Raw genomic sequence first — 17,434 nt, 5'->3', positions numbered from 1 at the left:
TTTATAAACAAGTCTGTTTTTGTGTTCTATCGCTGATTAGGAAACTTTTCCACAAGTTTCACACAAACTACTATTACTATTAACTTAATAATCATAAAATAATAAAAGGAGTGTCTATGATTAACTTTTCAATCAATAAAAATTTATTTTTACAAGCTTTAAATACAACCAAACGCGCTATTAGTCTTAAAAATGCTATTCCAATTCTTTCTACAGTAAAAATTGATGTTACAAATGAAGGAATTACATTAATTGGTTCAAATGGACAAATCTCTATTGAAAATTTTATTTCAATTAAAAACGAAAATGCAGGGCTTTTAGTGACCTCTTCAGGCTCCATTTTGCTTGAAGCAACTTTTTTCATCAATGTTGTATCAAGTCTTCCTGATGTTACACTTGATTTTAAAGAAATTGAGCAAAAGCAAATTGTTTTAACTAGTGGTAAATCAGAAATTACCTTAAAAGGAAAAGATGCAGATCAATACCCTCGTATTCAAGAAATTTCAGCAAGTAATCCTTTGATGCTTGAAACAAGTGTTCTTAAAAATATTATTAACGAGACAGCTTTTGCAGCTAGTACACAAGAAAGTCGTCCGATTTTAACGGGGGTTCATTTTGTTTTAACAGAAAATAAAAATTTAAAGACGGTTGCAACAGACTCTCATCGGATGAGCCAAAAGAAGATTGTCTTAGAAAAAAATGGGGATAATTTTGATGTTGTTATTCCTAGTCGTTCTCTACGCGAATTTTCAGCCGTTTTTACGGATGATATTGAAACAGTAGAGATTTACTTCACAAATAATCAATTGCTTTTTAGAAGTGAAAATATTAGCTTCTACACTCGGCTGTTAGAGGGAAATTATCCTGATACCGACCGTTTAATTCCAACAGAATTTACGAGTGTTGTCACATTTGATAAAAATGACCTTCGTTACGCAATGGAACGCGCACGCCTTCTTTCAAATGCAACTCAGAATGGAACAGTTAAATTAGAAATTATAAATGGTGTAGTTAGTGCACATGTGAACTCTCCTGAAGTTGGCCGTGTAAATGAAGAAATTGATACTGAAAGTATATCAGGTCAAGATTTAACCATCAGTTTTAATCCAACTTATTTAATTGATTCATTGAAAGCTATTAATAGTGAAAAAGTTACAATCAGCTTTATTTCGGCTGTACGTCCATTTACTTTAGTTCCAAATGAAGATACAGAAAACTTTATTCAATTGATTACGCCAGTGAGAACAAACTAATGTATGATGTAGGAAATTTTGTTGAAATGAAAAAACCACATGCTTGTACGATTAAATCTACAGGCAAAAAAGCAAATCATTGGGAAATTATTCGAGTGGGTGCGGATATTAAAATTCGCTGTACAAATTGCCAACATATCGTGATGATGAGCCGATATAATTTTGAACGAAAACTAAAAAAAGTGCTAGGAAATTGATTTCTTAGCACTTTTTCATGATCTTATTTTAATTTTTCAAATTTACCGTCTGTAATTTCTTTAAAACCTTTACTTGTTAAGAGTTCTTTACTAGCTTTCATACTAATTTTTTTAGATTTTCTTGTATTCTTATCTGTATACATTCCAGGCAAGGTTGCTAATTTATCAAAGTCTACTTTATTAAAGTTAATTTCTACAGTTTCCTTAACTCCCTTTTCTTCATAAGTGACTTTTTCTTTAATTCCCTTAATATTTTGATACATTTGAGAAGCTTTATCAATTCTGTCTTTAACATCTTCTTTTTTAGTAGCTCCTAAGGTTTTATAAGACCAAAATGAATTAGTAGTTTGTTTTGTGACAGTATCTCCTTTATAATAATAAGTTAAACGTAAGTCGTATTGTAAATTTTGATCAATTCTTTGAAATGACATTTTTTTTCCTGAGACCCGCATGCAATGAGAGTTATGAGTGAAAAAACTGCAACAATACTAAACAATAATTGTTTTAAATATCTTTTTTTCATGGCATTACCTCCTATACCTCAATAAAATTATAATATTTTTATTAGGAAAATACAACATTTTACAAAAATGATTAAGTTATAAGTCAAATAGTTGTAAATATGGTATAATGGTTTATTGAACTGAGAAGATGAAAGGAAGAGCTAAATGGCTTTAACAGCAGGAATTGTAGGATTACCTAATGTTGGAAAATCCACTTTATTTAATGCAATTACAAAAGCAGGAGCAGAGGCAGCTAACTATCCCTTTGCAACGATTGACCCTAATGTTGGACGGGTAGAAGTTCCAGATGCTCGTTTGGATAAATTAACAGAACTTATCAAACCACAGAAAAAAGTGCCAACAACTTTTGAGTTTACAGATATTGCAGGGATTGTAAAAGGTGCTTCAAAAGGAGAAGGTCTTGGAAATAAATTTTTGGCTAACATTCGTGAAGTTGATGCCATTGTTCATGTGGTTCGGGCTTTTGATGATGAAAATGTTATGCGGGAACAAGGACGTGAGTCAAATTTTGTTGACCCAATGGCTGATATTGAAACGATTAATCTTGAGTTGATTTTGGCAGATTTAGAAAGTATCAACAAACGCTATGCACGTGTGGAAAAAGTTGCTCGAACCCAAAAAGATAAAGATTCAGTAGCTGAATTTCATGTTTTGCAAAAAATTAAACCAGTTTTAGAAAATGGTTTATCAGCGCGTACCATTGAATTTGATGAAGAAGAACAAAAAATTGTCAAAAAATTATTTTTATTGACTACAAAACCAGTGCTTTATGTTGCGAATGTTGGTGAAGACGAGGTAGCAGATCCGAATAATATTGAGTATGTTCAACAAATTCGCGAGTTTGCAGCAACTGAAAATGCAAAGGTAGTGGTTATATCAGCGCGTGCTGAAGAAGAAATTTCTGAGCTAGATGATGAAGATAAAGCTGAATTTCTTGAAGCAATGGGCTTGAACGAATCTGGGGTTGACAAATTAACCAGAGCAGCTTATCATTTATTAGGACTTGGAACTTATTTTACAGCAGGAGAAAAGGAAGTTCGAGCTTGGACATTTAAACGTGGCATGAAAGCACCACAAGCAGCTGGCATTATTCACTCAGACTTTGAAAAAGGCTTCATCCGTGCTGTAACTATGTCTTATGATGATTTAGTGAAATATGGGAGTGAAAAAGCAGTCAAGGAAGCAGGACGGCTGCGTGAAGAAGGAAAAGAATATATCGTTCAAGATGGCGATATTATGGAATTTAGATTTAATGTGTAAAGCACTGTAAACTAAATATAAACGAGGTTGGAAAAACTTTTCCAGCCCTTTTGGTCTTTTTAGAGGTAAAAAATGGTAAAGATGATTGTAGGATTAGGAAATACTGGAGAAAAATATTTTGAAACAAGACATAATGTCGGATTTATGCTCGTTGACAAAATGTGTAAAGAACAAAGTTTAAAGTTTACAACTGATAAAATTTTTCAAGCAGAGATAGCTTCCACATTTTTTAATGGTGAGAAAGTGTATTTTGTCAAACCAACGACCTTTATGAATGAAAGTGGAAAGGCTGTTCATGCCCTTTTATCTTATTATGGTCTAGATATTGAAGATTTAGTGGTTATCTATGATGACTTAGATATGGAAGTAGGAAAAATACGACTTAGAGCAAAAGGATCTGCTGGTGGTCACAATGGCATCAAATCAATTATCAAACATATAGGAACCCAAGAATTCAAACGAATTAAAATTGGTATTGGTCGTCCCGAAAATAATATAACCATTATTCACCATGTGTTAGGAAAATTTTCAAAAGGAGACTATGCTATAATTTTAAATACACTTGACAAAGTTGACAGTGCTGTAAATTATTATTTACAGTCTGATAATTTTGAACAAACAATGCAACAGTACAATGGATAAAAAGATGGATATTATTGAATTATTTAATCAAAATAAACAGATAGCTGATTGGCAAAGAAATCTAAATAAATCAACTCGACAGCTACTAATGGGTTTGTCATCTTCAACTAAGGCTATTACAATGGCCTCTTGTGTAGAAGAAAATCACAAAATTTTGATTTTAACGTCTACTTATAGTGAAGCAGAAAGACTTTCTAGTGATCTGATTGGCTTGGTGGGAGAAGAGAGGGTCTATACATTTCTTGCAGCTGATACTCCGTTAGCTGAGTTTGTCTTTTCTTCTCAAGAAAAGATTTTTTCTCGTTTGGAAGCTCTAGATTTTTTATTAGATTCTCAACAATCAGGATTTTTGATAGTTAATGTGGCAGCTAGTCAACTATCTTTACCCAATCCTGTTAATTTCAATTCAGCTTATATTGATTTAAAAATAGGGCAAGAATATGAGTTGAAAGATTTGATTTCTCAATTGCTAAATTCAGGTTATAAGCAAGTATCACAAGTATTGAAACAAGGGGAGTTTAGTCTTCGTGGTGATATTTTAGATGTTTTTGAGCGCTCTAGTCAAATGCCTTTTCGGGTTGAATTTTTTGGTGATGAAGTTGATGGTATTCGTCTATTTAATCCTGAAAATCAAATTTCTATTCAAAATGTAGAACATGTGCATATTCATCCTGCTACAGATATCATATTTACTAAAGCAGATTATAAAAGTGCACAGAAAAAAATAGAAAATCTTATAGAAAAAACTGTAGATTCAACTTCAAAATCTTATTTAGAGGAGATTTTAGCTAGTACAAAAGAACAAATTCAACATGCTGATATTAGAAAATTATTGTCTTATTTTTATCAAAATGAATGGACAATTCTTGATTATATTCCAAAACATAGCCCAATTTTCTTTGATGATTTTCAAAAAATTATGAATAGACATGCTCAGTTTCAATTAGAAGCAGCAAATTTATTGACAGAAGATTTACAAACTAGTAAAGCTATTGCAAATCAATCTTATTTTGCAGATGTTTATTCAATATTTAGAAAGTATAAACCAGCTACCTTCTTTTCCAATTTTCATAAAGGACTGGGAAATTTAAAATTTGATTCTCTTTATCAATTTAATCAGTATCCTATGCAGGAATTTTTTAGTCAATTCCAGCTTTTAAAAGAAGAAATCAGTCGCTATAAAAAATCTAACTATACAGTTATTTTACAATCAAATTCTTCATTATCTTTACAAACTTTACATAAAACTTTACAAGAGTATGAAATTTCACTTGATTATGTCAATGATACTAAAATTCATGAACATGCTGTTCAATTAGTAGAAGGGCATTTAGTTCAAGGATTTAATTTTGTAGATGAAAAAATTGTTTTGATTACAGAGTATGAAATTCTGCAAAAAAAAGTAAAACGAAAAGTTCGTAGACAGAATATTTCTAACGCTGAACGTTTGAAAAATTATAATGAGCTAGAAAAAGGAGATTATGTTGTTCATAATGTTCATGGAATTGGGCGATATTTAGGAATTGAGACGATTGAAATTTCAGGAATTCATCGTGATTATCTCACTATTCAATATCAAAATGCAGATCGTATTTCTATTCCTGTTGATCAGATTCAGCTTCTTTCTAAATATGTTGCGAGTGATGGTAAAGCGCCTAAAATCAATAAATTAAACGATGGACGTTTTCAAAAAACTAAACAGAGAGTACAACATCAAGTCGAAGACATTGCTGAGGATTTAATCAAACTTTACGCAGAGAGAAGTCAATTAAAGGGGTTTGCTTTTTCTAGTGATGATTCTTACCAGCAAGAATTTGATAATGATTTTCCTTACGTAGAAACAGAAGATCAGCTGCGTTCTATAAAAGAAGTTAAAAAAGACATGGAAAGTGATCATCCTATGGATCGTCTTTTAGTTGGGGACGTTGGTTTTGGGAAGACGGAAGTAGCTATGAGAGCTGCTTTTAAAGCAGTAAATGATCATAAACAAGTGGCAATTTTAGTTCCAACTACTGTTTTAGCTCAACAGCATTATACGAATTTTAAGGAACGTTTCAATGATTTTCCTATCAATATTGAAGTATTAAGTCGTTTTAAAAGTAAATCAGAACAAAAAACAATTTTAGAAAAACTAAAAAAAGGGCAGGTGGATATTATTATTGGAACGCATCGTCTCCTGTCAAAAGATGTTAATTTTTCTGATTTGGGACTCATTGTTATTGATGAGGAACAACGCTTTGGAGTTAAGCATAAAGAAAAATTAAAAGAGTTGAAAACGAAAGTTGATGTTTTAACTTTGACGGCGACCCCTATTCCTCGTACACTCCATATGTCTATGTTAGGTATACGTGATTTATCAGTTATTGAAACTCCTCCAACAAATCGCTACCCTGTTCAAACTTATGTTTTAGAAAATAATGCAACAGTTATTCGAGATGCAGTTTTAAGAGAAATGGATCGAGGAGGACAGGTTTACTATCTTTACAATAAAGTTGATACAATGGAGCAAAAAGTTTCAGAATTGAAAGAATTGATTCCAGAAGCTTCTATTGGATATGTACATGGTCAAATGAGTGAAATCCTTCTTGAAAATACTTTACTTGATTTTATCAATGGGGAATATGATATTTTGGTGACAACGACTATTATTGAAACTGGTGTTGATATTCCTAATGTTAATACTCTTTTTATTGAAAATGCAGATTACATGGGACTGTCAACTTTATATCAATTGCGGGGGCGTGTTGGTCGTAGTAATCGTATTGCTTATGCCTATCTCATGTATCGTCCTGACAAGGTTTTGACAGAAATTTCTGAAAAACGTTTGGAAACTATAAAAGGATTTACAGAATTAGGCTCTGGTTTTAAAATTGCTATGCGAGATTTATCTATTCGTGGTGCTGGAAATATTCTTGGAAGCTCACAATCTGGTTTTATTGATTCTGTTGGCTTTGAAATGTATTCTCAATTATTAGAAGAGGCTATTGCTAAAAAACAAGGTAAAGAAAAAAGAAGGCAAAAAGGAAATGCTGAAATTATTTTGCAGATTGATGCCTATCTTCCTAGCGATTACATTACTGATGAAAGGCAGAAAATTGAAATTTACAAACGTATTCGCGAGATTGACAGTCGTGTAAATTATGAAGAATTACAGAATGAATTGATAGATCGTTTTGGAGAATATCCAGATGTTGTTGCCTTTTTATTAGAAATTGGTCTTGTAAAGTCTTATTTAGATCAAGCTTTTGTTCAGCTTGTTGAAAAAAAGCAACAATCTGTGATTGTCCGATTTGAAAAAGTTTCTCAACAGTTTTTCTTAACTCAAGATTACTTTGAAGCTCTTTCTGTAACAAATTTAAAAGCAAGAATTTCAGAAAATAAGGGATTGATTGAAGTTATATTTGATGTAAAAAATAAAAAAGATTATGAAATTTTAGAAGGACTTCTGCAGTTTTCAGAAAAGTTGGTAGAAATTAAAAATCAAAAGAAAGATTGCTAACTTTACAATTTTGTAAAGTTTCGCTTTCATCTATAATATCTTTTTAAAAAATGGTAAAATAATAAATTGAGGTAACTTTATGAGATTAGATAAATATTTAAAAGTATCCCGTATTATAAAACGTCGTCCTATCGCTAAAGAGGTAGCCGATAAGGGAAGAATTAAAGTAAATGGAATTTTAGCTAAAAGTTCAACAGATTTAAAAATCAATGACGAAATAGAGATTCGTTTTGGAAATAAAATTTTATTAGTTCGTGTTCTAGAGATGAAAGACAGCACTAAAAAAGAAGATGCCACTAAAATGTACGAAATTATAAAAGAAACAAAGGTAGAAGTAGATGGCTAGAAATATTGTTCAATTAAATAATCGCTATATACAAGATGAAAACCAACATCGTCGTTATTTAGAGCAAGAAAGAAGAAAAAAGAATCGCTTTATGGGTTGGGTATTGATTTTAGTCATCTTATTGTTCATTTTACCGACATTTAATTTGGTTCAAAGTTATCAAAATTTACTAGAACGTCGAACACAATTAACGCATTTACAAAAGAGATACGAAGAAATAAGCAACGAAAAAGAATCTCAAAAAGCTTTTGCTAATAAATTAAAAGATGAAGAATATGCTGCTAAATATGCACGTGCTAAATATTATTATTCTAAACAAGGGGAATATATCTATACAATCCCAGGATTGTTGCCACAGTAAGGATGGAAAATTTATTAAAAACGATTGAACAATTTTTGGAGTTTTCTGATGAAAAATTAGAAGAATTATCCAGAAAAAATCAGACCTTAAAATTAGAAGAGACTAAAAAGGAAGGGGGAGAGCATGCGTAAGTTGCTATTTCTATTATTGTTGCCAGCATTTTTCACTGCAAAAGTAGTAGTAAGTACAGAACAAGATGTAAAATTGACCGCAAAGCAACAGTATGAAATTACTAGTACGACCTACAGTAACTACTACACGGATCTTCCAACCAATCCAAATGTTTATGAGCAAATTCCAACTTATATGTCCTTAAATTTAGAAAAAGTTGCTGGGAGTTTAACTCCGAATACACCAATTAAACTTTCTGACTTACAAGTCAATGAACAAGGACTCCCAGTTTTTAAACTCGCAAATGGACAATTCATTCCTGCCGATAAACGAATGATTTATGATGATATTGTCCAATCTAGTGAAGATATTTCACAAACAATATGGCTCAAACCGTCGTTTGTAGTTTACAATCAAGCTTTTGTAAATGGAACAAAGGAAGTGAAGACGAATTTATTACCATATCATCCAGTGAAAATTACTCAACTGGCTGAGACGACATCAGGAAAATATGCTTATGTTGAGGGCAAAGGTTGGATTGATGTAAAATATCTATCTGATACAGATAATCGTATGGATAAAGTTCAAGAAATCTTAACAAGCAAGTACAATAAAGCAGACTATTCTATCTATGTAAAACAACTAGATTCTGGGAAAACTGCTGGTATCAACCCAGATTTGGAAATGTATTCTGCTAGTGTGGCAAAACTTCCTATTCTTTATTATGCTCAAAAGCAGTTGAATGAAGGAAAATACAAGCCATCTTCTGGTTTAAAATATATTCCTGCTGTAAATGACTATTCAGGTGCTTATGATACAGAAGGTAGTGGAAGCATTTCTAAAAAATCAGATAATAAGTCCTACAGCATTCAGGAATTGATGAACCATATCGCAAAAGAATCGGATAATGCAGCTACAAATATTTTAGGATATTATATTACTAATCAATCAGACAACGCTTATCAAGCAACAATTGAGCAAATCGCTGGGAAAAAATGGGATGTGGAAAAACGCGATGCTTCAGCAAGGATGGTAGGAAATGTGATGGAAGCTATCTATGAACAAAATGGGGACATTATCAATGCACTATCACAAACAAATTTTGATGAGCAGCGTATTTCTAAAAATATAAATGTAAAAGTGGCTCATAAAATTGGGGATGCTTATGATTTTAAGCATGATGTTGCAATTGTTTATACTAATTCTCCTTTTGTTCTGTCTATTTTTACAAATCATTCTGATTATGACACCATTTCTAAAATTGCAGATGATATTTATGAGGTTTTGAAATGATAGAACAACAATTTTTTCAAATGTTGCAAAAAAAAGGCTATTTCAGACATCATAGAAAAGTTTTACTTGCTATTTCTGGTGGATTAGATTCTATGACTTTGCTTGACTGGCTTTATAAATATCGCGAAAAACTAGAAATAGAAATTTACCTTGCTCATGTTAATCATGGAGTGAGAGAAGAATCTGACTTTGAAGAAGAAAAACTAAAAAAAATAGCAAAGAAACTTGGTGTAAGCATTTTTACATCAAGTTTTTCTGGACCATTCTCAGAACAAAAAGCGCGTGATTTTCGCTATGCTTTTTTCAAAAAAATTATGAAAGAGGAACAATGCACAGCATTAGTAACAGCACACCATGCTGATGACCAAGCAGAAACGATTTTTATGAGAATTCTTCGTGGCAGTCGTTTAGTTCATATTTCAGGAATGAAAGAAAAACAAAAATTTGCAAATGGAGAATTGATAAGACCGTTGCTTTCTTTTCAAAAATCAGATTTCCCTCCTATTTTTCATTTTGAAGATTGGACAAATCAAGAGAACCATTATTTACGTAATCGAATTCGAAATGAGTATTTTCCGTTGTTAGAACAAGAAGATCCGCAGTTTAGGAAACATTTAATAGAATTGGGAACAGAAATTTCTCAAATGCAGAACGCATTAGCATATTTAACTAAAAATATTGAATTAACAAATCTAAAAGAATTTCAATCTCAGCCATATTTTGTGCAAAGTTTTTTGCTACAGACTTATTTAAAGAAATTTCCTGATTTGCAGGTAAGTAAAGCACAGTTTTCTGATATTTTAGCAATCTTGAACAAACAATCTAATTATCAGCAACCACTTAAAGCGGGTTACGAACTCTATAAAAATTATGATTCCTTTGAGATTCGTAAAATCAGTCCACAGTCTGATTTAAAAGTGGATTCAATTTTGTTAAAATATAACGATATTGTAGAATATGGTAATTATCGCTTTTCTTTTGGAAAAGAGCTTCATGGAAAAAACATCCAAGAAGTGTTTGTTTCACGTGAAACAGAAATTTTACTTCGACATAGAAAAGAACAAGATGAAATTATCTTGAACCAACACCATAAAAAGCTTCGTCGTTACTTTATTGATCAAAAAATCCCTATAGATCAAAGAAAAAATGCTATTATTATTGAGCAAAATGGGAAAATCTTAGCAATTGTTGGAATCGTAACATGTGATTTGAGTAAGAGTCAAAAAAATGATATAATGTATAACAAACTTTATATTCAAAATTTAGATAGGTAAAGAAGATGCTAGAACAAGATATTAAGAAAGTTTTGGTTTCACATGATGAGATCGTGGCAGCAGCAAAAAATTTAGGAACTCAATTAACTAGTGATTATGCAGGGAAAAATCCTATTTTTGTAGGAATTCTCAAAGGTTCCATCCCTTTTATGGCAGAGTTGATAAAGCATGTTGATACCCATATTGAAATGGATTTTATGTTAGTGTCAAGCTATCATGGTGGGACATCTAGCAGTGGTGTTATCAATATTATTAAAGATATTGATCAAGATATTGCTGGACGTCATATTCTTTTTGTCGAAGATATTATTGATACGGGAAAAACATTGAAAAGCCTGTGTGAGTTATTTAGGGAGAAAAAAGCTGCATCTGTTAAAATTGCTACACTTTTGGACAAGCCCGAAGGACGAAAAGTTGATATTGAAGCAGATTACACATGTTTTACAATTCCAAATGAATTTGTAGTTGGTTATGGTCTAGATTTTGATGAAAATTATCGGAATCTGCCATATGTAGGTGTTTTAAAAGAAGAAGTTTACACAAAATAAAAAGGTATATTGATAGATAGATGAAAAATAAACAAAATAATGGTTTTATAAAAAATCCTTTCCTATACATTTTAATCATTGTTGTTGTCATTACAGGTTTTCAGTATTTTTCAGCTGGAAGTTCTGTAGGTCGCAGCCAACAAATTAACTATACTGAGCTAGTTAAAGAAATTAAAAATGGAAATGTAAAGGATATTAGCTATCAGCCAAATGGTAGTGTTATTGAAGTTGCAGGTACTTATAAGAAAGAAAAGAAGGTAAAGGATAATAGTGGTATTCAGTTTTTTACTCCTTCTTCTACCTCTGTAAGCCGCTTTACTAGTGTTATTCTACCTTCAGATTTAACGGTAGCTGAATTACAAAAATTAGCTTCAGATAAGGGAACTGAAATCACCATTAAACGTGAAAGTTCAAGTGGTGTCTGGATTCAGGTGCTGACAACTCTGGTGCCATTTGCCATCTTTGCTTTCTTCCTGTTCTCTATGATGAATCAAGGTGGAGGCGGTGGAGCGCGTGGAGCTATGAGTTTTGGACGTAATAAAGCGCGTGCGACAAACAAAGAAGATATAAAAGTACGTTTTTCTGATGTAGCAGGTGCGGAAGAAGAAAAACAAGAACTAGTTGAAGTTGTTGAATTTCTAAAGGATCCTAAACGTTATACAAAACTAGGAGCTCGCATACCAGCTGGTGTTCTTCTTGAAGGCCCTCCAGGGACTGGTAAAACTCTTCTTGCAAAAGCCGTCGCTGGTGAAGCAGGAGTTCCATTCTTTAGTATTTCAGGTTCAGATTTCGTTGAAATGTTTGTCGGTGTCGGTGCTAGTCGTGTTCGCTCTCTTTTTGAAGATGCAAAAAAGGCAGCTCCAGCGATTATCTTTATTGATGAAATTGATGCTGTTGGTCGTCAACGTGGTGTTGGTCTCGGTGGAGGAAATGATGAGCGCGAGCAAACCCTTAATCAACTTCTGATTGAGATGGATGGTTTTGAAGGCAATGAAGGGGTTATCGTCATTGCTGCTACTAACCGAAGTGATGTTTTAGATCCCGCTCTTTTGCGTCCTGGTCGTTTTGACCGTAAAGTTCTTGTTGGTCAGCCAGATGTAAAAGGTCGCGAAGCAATCCTTCGTGTTCATGCTAGAAATAAACCTCTTGCTGAAGATGTTGACTTAAAACTAGTTGCTCAACAAACGCCTGGTTTTGTTGGTGCTGATTTGGAAAATGTCTTAAATGAAGCGGCTCTTGTCGCAGCGCGTCGAAATAAAAGAGTTATTGATGCTTCCGATATAGATGAAGCAGAAGATCGTGTTATTGCAGGACCGTCTAAAAAAGATAAGACAGTTTCAAAACGTGATCGGCAAATTGTCGCTTATCATGAAGCAGGACATACGATTGTTGGTCTTGTTTTATCAAATGCACGTGTCGTTCACAAGGTAACCATTGTACCTCGTGGTCGTGCAGGTGGATATATGATTGCTCTCCCGAAAGAAGATCAGACTCTTTTATCTAAAGAAGATATGAAAGAGCAATTGGCAGGACTTATGGGGGGACGTGTTGCTGAAGAAATTATTTTCAACGTCCAAACTACAGGTGCTTCCAATGACTTTGAACAAGCCACACAAATGGCACGTGCGATGGTAACAGAGTATGGTATGAGTGAAAAACTCGGTCCAGTTCAATATGAAGGAAACCATGCGATGTTTGGCGCTGCGAGCCCACAAAAATCAATTTCAGAGCAAACTGCATATGAAATTGATGAAGAAGTTCGTAATTTGCTTAATGAAGCGCGCAACAAAGCAGCAGAAATTATCCAATCAAATCGTGAAAAGCATAAATTGATTGCAGAAGCTCTTCTTAAATACGAAACACTTGATAGTCATCAAATTAAATCATTGTATGAAACTGGTGAAATGCCTGATGAACCAAGTGTAAGTTCTTCGCATGCTTTGAGTTATGATGAAGTGAAATCCCAAATGGAAGAGCAAAAGCCAGAATAAATTAAAACGATAAAACTCTTTGATTTAGAATCAGAGGGTTTTAACTTTATCCGCTGAAAAGAATGTAAAAGTACCTGAAGAGATAGATAGGTGTATTAAGAAGTGCGAAATAGAAACCGAAAAGAGTAGAACAGCTACCCAGCTCTCCTAAAAGCTTCAAGTTTGTTATCCTTAAAAGGTAAGAAAAAGGAAGGAGAAGAAGATGGAGTTCAAGGAGTTATATGCCAAGGTGAGAGGAATTGTACTAAAGTGCTGTCGGGAATATTATGTCCACCTGTGGGAGTTAAGTGATTGGGACCAAGAGGGAATGTTGGTGCTCTATCAGTTGGTAAGCCAGTATCCGCAGCTGGTAGAAGAAGAAAGTCAGCTCTATGTTTACTATAAGACCAAGTTCCGGAATCATATCCTGGACATCCTCCGTAAACAGGAAAGTCAAAAACGCAAACTTGATCGTCAAGCTTATGAAGAAGTGAGCGAGATTGGTCACAAGCTCAGCCTAAAAGAACTATATCTGGATGAATTGGTGATTCTCCGAGACCAGCTAAAGAGCTATCAAGCTCAACTGAGCCCAGAGAAACAGGAGCAGTACGAGCGCTTACTAGCCGATGAACGGTTCAAAGGCCGCCAAGCTATGATTCGAGAATTAAGAGCCTACTTAAAAGATTATAGTGATTAAGATAAGTCAGAACTTTTCCCTTTTTAAAGGTCATAAAAAGCTCAATTTCAAGTAGAAGTTAGCCAGTCATCAAAAAAATCTGAGGTGACTTGTAGTTTAAAACTTTCTTAGGATAGTTATTAATCCAATTTTCGATGAAAGTGACTTGTTTGTGGGTTATTTTCTTAACTCCCTTAGGAAGCCATCGTCTGATAAGTCTGTTATGATTCTCGTTCGTTCCTCTTTCCCGTGAGGAGTAAGGGTACGCGTAATAGATGTTGTCCTGTGGAAATATCTCAGCTAGTCTATTAAACTCCGTTCCATTATCAGCCGTGATGAATTTGATGGTATTAGTTTCCATAAGTGCAGCGACAACTTGATTGACCAACTGAGCGGTTTTGTCAGGGATTAGTCGGATAATCTGATGCCGACTTCTGCGGTCAGTGAGGGTGAGAAGGCACTGATTTTTCTGCTTAGTCAGAATGACGGTATCAATCTCATAATGCCCATTTTCAAGACGTTGGTTGATGATTTCAGGTCGTCCCTCAATAGACTTCCCAACAGGTTTAAACCGCGGACTAGCCCTCTTCTTTTCAGCTTTTGGTTTTCTGGGATAAATCAAGTCCTTGTAGGTCAGTCCTAGCTGTCCATGATGAATCCAGTAGTAGATGGTAGATATGGGGACGTTGACTTTCTTTGCATTTACCATCATTTCAGGAGAGTATTTCTGCTTGATATAGTGCAAGATTTTCTCCTTGATAGCCTTATCAAGTCGACCCTTTCGGACAGACTTCTTTCTAGCTGATTCGTAACGACTTTGAGCAGCATCTGCAGAATAGAGCAGTTCAAACTTTCCCTTGCGTACTTGTTGGCGAACCAGCTCACGCTTGATGTCATTATGAATAGTTTGAGGTCCTTTTCCAAGCAAGAGAGCGATTTGACGATTTGATTTTCCCTCGTCCTTCCACTTTTCGATTAAACGGCGCTCAGCTATTGTTAAGTGCTTGCCTTTTGGGGTATAATGAGTAGACATCTTAAAGAATCTCCTTGTATTTGTGGTGAACTACAAGTATATCTCTTTGAGATGTTTTTTCATACACTCGAAGTGGCTAACTTCATTTTAGAACTTTCAATTGAAAGAAAAAGTTTAAGAAAATAAAAAAAGATGAAAAAAGGTATTGACAAGAAGAGGAGGAGGTGATATACTAAGATAGTTGTCGCTTGAGGGGCGACAAAGACCTTTGAAAACTGAACAAGACGAACCAATGTGCAGGCGACTGTTTAAGAAGACAGTCCGTCAAACATTAAGAAGAAACAATAAATCTGTCAGTGACAGAAATGAGTGAGAGCTCAAACTTTATATGAGAGTTTGATCCTGGCTCAGGACGAACGCTGGCGGCGTGCCTAATACATGCAAGTAGGACGCACAGTTTATACCGTAGCTTGCTACACCATAGACTGTGAGTTGCGAACGGGTGAGTAACGCGTAGGTAACCTGCCTATTAGAGGGGGATAACTATTGGAAACGATAGCTAATACCGCATAACAGTATGTAACACATGTTAGATGCTTAAAAGATGCAATTGCATCGCTAGTAGATGGACCTGCGTTGTATTAGCTAGTAGGTAGGGTAAAGGCCTACCTAGGCAACGATACATAGCCGACCTGAGAGGGTGATCGGCCACACTGGGACTGAGACACGGCCCAGACTCCTACGGGAGGCAGCAGTAGGGAATCTTCGGCAATGGGGGGAACCCTGACCGAGCAACGCCGCGTGAGTGAAGAAGGTTTTCGGATCGTAAAGCTCTGTTGTTAAGGAAGAACGAGTGTGAGAATGGAAAGTTCATGCTGTGACGGTACTTAACCAGAAAGGGACGGCTAACTACGTGCCAGCAGCCGCGGTAATACGTAGGTCCCGAGCGTTGTCCGGATTTATTGGGCGTAAAGCGAGCGCAGGCGGTTAGAAAAGTCTGAAGTGAAAGGCAGTGGCTCAACCATTGTAGGCTTTGGAAACTGTTTAACTTGAGTGCAGAAGGGGAGAGTGGAATTCCATGTGTAGCGGTGAAATGCGTAGATATATGGAGGAACACCGGTGGCGAAAGCGGCTCTCTGGTCTGTAACTGACGCTGAGGCTCGAAAGCGTGGGGAGCGAACAGGATTAGATACCCTGGTAGTCCACGCCGTAAACGATGAGTGCTAGGTGTTAGGTCCTTTCCGGGACTTAGTGCCGCAGCTAACGCATTAAGCACTCCGCCTGGGGAGTACGACCGCAAGGTTGAAACTCAAAGGAATTGACGGGGGCCCGCACAAGCGGTGGAGCATGTGGTTTAATTCGAAGCAACGCGAAGAACCTTACCAGGTCTTGACATCCCGATGCTATTTCTAGAGATAGGAAGTTTCTTCGGAACATCGGTGACAGGTGGTGCATGGTTGTCGTCAGCTCGTGTCGTGAGATGTTGGGTTAAGTCCCGCAACGAGCGCAACCCTTATTGTTAGTTGCCATCATTGAGTTGGGCACTCTAGCGAGACTGCCGGTAATAAACCGGAGGAAGGTGGGGATGACGTCAAATCATCATGCCCCTTATGACCTGGGCTACACACGTGCTACAATGGCTGGTACAACGAGTCGCAAGCCGGTGACGGCAAGCTAATCTCTGAAAGCCAGTCTCAGTTCGGATTGTAGGCTGCAACTCGCCTACATGAAGTCGGAATCGCTAGTAATCGCGGATCAGCACGCCGCGGTGAATACGTTCCCGGGCCTTGTACACACCGCCCGTCACACCACGAGAGTTTGTAACACCCGAAGTCGGTGAGGTAACCGTAAGGAGCCAGCCGCCTAAGGTGGGATAGATGATTGGGGTGAAGTCGTAACAAGGTAGCCGTATCGGAAGGTGCGGCTGGATCACCTCCTTTCTAAGGAAAACGGAAGCCATTGAGTTTGTCTTGTTTAGTTTTGAGAGGTCTTGTGGGGCCTTAGCTCAGCTAAGGAGAACGCCAGTTCGCCTTTGTCGAAGCGTTAGCGCACGACAGGGACCAGCGGTAACTTAACAATAGAGTATCGCGAAAAAATAAAATAGAGTACAACTATGTATTGTACGGGGCCTTAGCTCAGCTGGGAGAGCGCCTGCTTTGCACGCAGGAGGTCAGCGGTTCGATCCCGCTAGGCTCCATTAGGATAGAATCCTACTGAACTTAATAAAGAAGTGAAGTTGAATACGAGACTAACTTCTTAGGAAAAAAGATAAACTTCCTTGTGTTCATGGAACACAGCGTCAGTTTCCTATTTTTCTACAGAAGTTTTCGCAAGCGAACCGTCTCTGAATATCCTAAATTTAGCACATTGAAAATTGAATAACGATATCAAATAGTAACAAGAAAATAAACCGAAACGCTGTGAATATTAATGAGTATATGACTGAGAGGTCAAAAATAAGGTTAAGTTAGTAAGGGCGCACGGTGGATGCCTTGGCACTAGGAGCC

General features: G+C 35.7%; 14 protein-coding genes, 1 tRNA gene, 2 rRNA genes and 1 pseudogene (1 of these 18 running past the window's edge). 16 read left to right on the top strand and 2 right to left on the bottom strand.

The features are described 5' to 3' along the window. Positions 1-116 precede the first annotated feature (116 nt). Together dnaN and ANG_RS00645 are read left to right on the top strand one after the other, a co-directional pair. Positions 117-1,253: a DNA polymerase III subunit beta gene (gene dnaN, locus ANG_RS00650; protein WP_004225019.1), complete on the top strand. Its 1,137-nt coding sequence runs from the start codon at positions 117-119 to the stop codon at positions 1,251-1,253. Next, a complete protein-coding gene (locus ANG_RS00645; protein WP_003038262.1) occupies positions 1,253-1,450 on the top strand; it encodes a DUF951 domain-containing protein in 198 nt (65 codons plus the stop codon). Before dnaN ends, ANG_RS00645 begins: the two co-directional genes overlap by 1 nt. A 23-nt stretch (positions 1,451-1,473) precedes the next feature. On the opposite strand, the pseudogene ANG_RS00640 reads toward ANG_RS00645, so the two are convergent. Beyond that, positions 1,474-1,973 (bottom strand): annotated as a pseudogene (locus ANG_RS00640) (DUF1307 domain-containing protein). Between the two features lie 145 nt (positions 1,974-2,118). Here ANG_RS00640 and ychF point away from each other — a divergent pair. The 11 genes from ychF to ANG_RS00590 all read left to right on the top strand — a co-directional run bounded on the left by ychF (position 2,119) and on the right by ANG_RS00590 (position 13,975). Beyond that, positions 2,119-3,234 (top strand): redox-regulated ATPase YchF, encoded by a 1,116-nt coding sequence (ychF, locus tag ANG_RS00635; RefSeq protein WP_004225045.1) that lies wholly within the window; start codon positions 2,119-2,121, stop codon positions 3,232-3,234. A gap of 72 nt (positions 3,235-3,306) precedes the next feature. Beyond that, on the top strand, positions 3,307-3,876 hold the full coding sequence (gene pth, locus ANG_RS00630; RefSeq protein WP_003038255.1) for an aminoacyl-tRNA hydrolase: 570 nt from the start codon (positions 3,307-3,309) through the stop codon (positions 3,874-3,876). After that, positions 3,869-7,375, top strand: a complete 3,507-nt coding sequence (mfd, locus tag ANG_RS00625) for a transcription-repair coupling factor (RefSeq protein ID WP_025271548.1) — start codon at positions 3,869-3,871, stop codon at positions 7,373-7,375. The genes pth and mfd overlap by 8 nt, the downstream gene beginning before the upstream one ends. Before the next feature lie 79 nt (positions 7,376-7,454). After that, complete coding sequence (locus ANG_RS00620) at positions 7,455-7,721, top strand: RNA-binding S4 domain-containing protein (RefSeq protein ID WP_003029504.1); 267 nt, start codon at positions 7,455-7,457, stop codon at positions 7,719-7,721. Continuing rightward, complete coding sequence (locus ANG_RS00615) at positions 7,714-8,082, top strand: septum formation initiator family protein (RefSeq protein WP_004225047.1); 369 nt, start codon at positions 7,714-7,716, stop codon at positions 8,080-8,082. Before ANG_RS00620 ends, ANG_RS00615 begins: the two co-directional genes overlap by 8 nt. A gap of 2 nt (positions 8,083-8,084) precedes the next feature. Then, positions 8,085-8,213 carry an SP_0009 family protein gene (locus ANG_RS11530; protein ID WP_003038253.1) on the top strand — a complete coding sequence of 43 codons (129 nt, stop codon included), beginning with the start codon at positions 8,085-8,087 and terminating at the stop codon, positions 8,211-8,213. Next, positions 8,206-9,486 carry a serine hydrolase gene (locus tag ANG_RS00610; RefSeq protein WP_025271547.1) on the top strand — a complete coding sequence of 427 codons (1,281 nt, stop codon included), beginning with the start codon at positions 8,206-8,208 and terminating at the stop codon, positions 9,484-9,486. The genes ANG_RS11530 and ANG_RS00610 overlap by 8 nt, the downstream gene beginning before the upstream one ends. Next, positions 9,483-10,760: a tRNA lysidine(34) synthetase TilS gene (gene tilS / locus ANG_RS00605; protein ID WP_004225057.1), complete on the top strand. Its 1,278-nt coding sequence runs from the start codon at positions 9,483-9,485 to the stop codon at positions 10,758-10,760. Before ANG_RS00610 ends, tilS begins: the two co-directional genes overlap by 4 nt. A 5-nt stretch (positions 10,761-10,765) precedes the next feature. After that, positions 10,766-11,308: a hypoxanthine phosphoribosyltransferase gene (hpt, locus tag ANG_RS00600; protein ID WP_004225026.1), complete on the top strand. Its 543-nt coding sequence runs from the start codon at positions 10,766-10,768 to the stop codon at positions 11,306-11,308. A 20-nt stretch (positions 11,309-11,328) separates the two neighbouring features. Continuing rightward, positions 11,329-13,299, top strand: coding sequence for an ATP-dependent zinc metalloprotease FtsH (gene ftsH / locus ANG_RS00595; protein WP_025271546.1), 1,971 nt, complete (start codon positions 11,329-11,331; stop codon positions 13,297-13,299). A 202-nt stretch (positions 13,300-13,501) separates the two neighbouring features. Continuing rightward, the gene (locus tag ANG_RS00590; protein WP_020999414.1) at positions 13,502-13,975 is read left to right on the top strand and encodes a sigma-70 RNA polymerase sigma factor region 4 domain-containing protein; all 474 of its coding nucleotides are present in this window, start codon (positions 13,502-13,504) and stop codon (positions 13,973-13,975) included. A gap of 58 nt (positions 13,976-14,033) precedes the next feature. Here ANG_RS00590 and ANG_RS00585 read toward each other — a convergent pair whose 3' ends face one another. Next, the gene (locus tag ANG_RS00585) at positions 14,034-14,987 is read right to left on the bottom strand and encodes an IS30 family transposase (RefSeq protein WP_003034583.1); all 954 of its coding nucleotides are present in this window, start codon (positions 14,985-14,987) and stop codon (positions 14,034-14,036) included. A gap of 324 nt (positions 14,988-15,311) precedes the next feature. Between ANG_RS00585 and ANG_RS00580 the strand changes: the two genes are divergently transcribed. The 3 genes from ANG_RS00580 to ANG_RS00570 form a co-directional block, all read left to right on the top strand. Then, positions 15,312-16,867 (top strand): 16S ribosomal RNA (locus tag ANG_RS00580). A 184-nt stretch (positions 16,868-17,051) separates the two neighbouring features. Then, a tRNA-Ala gene (locus tag ANG_RS00575) sits at positions 17,052-17,124 on the top strand. A 263-nt stretch (positions 17,125-17,387) separates the two neighbouring features. Further along, positions 17,388-17,434, top strand: a 23S ribosomal RNA gene (locus ANG_RS00570) (it continues 2,855 nt past the right edge of the window). Together the 16S and 23S rRNA genes with 1 tRNA gene alongside form the textbook arrangement of a ribosomal RNA operon.

Origin of the sequence: Streptococcus anginosus subsp. whileyi MAS624 (assembly GCF_000478925.1) — a bacterium.
GTDB lineage: Bacteria > Bacillota > Bacilli > Lactobacillales > Streptococcaceae > Streptococcus > Streptococcus whileyi.
Note: the sequence above shows the minus strand (reverse complement) of the source record. Positions and strands in the feature narration are given on the sequence as shown.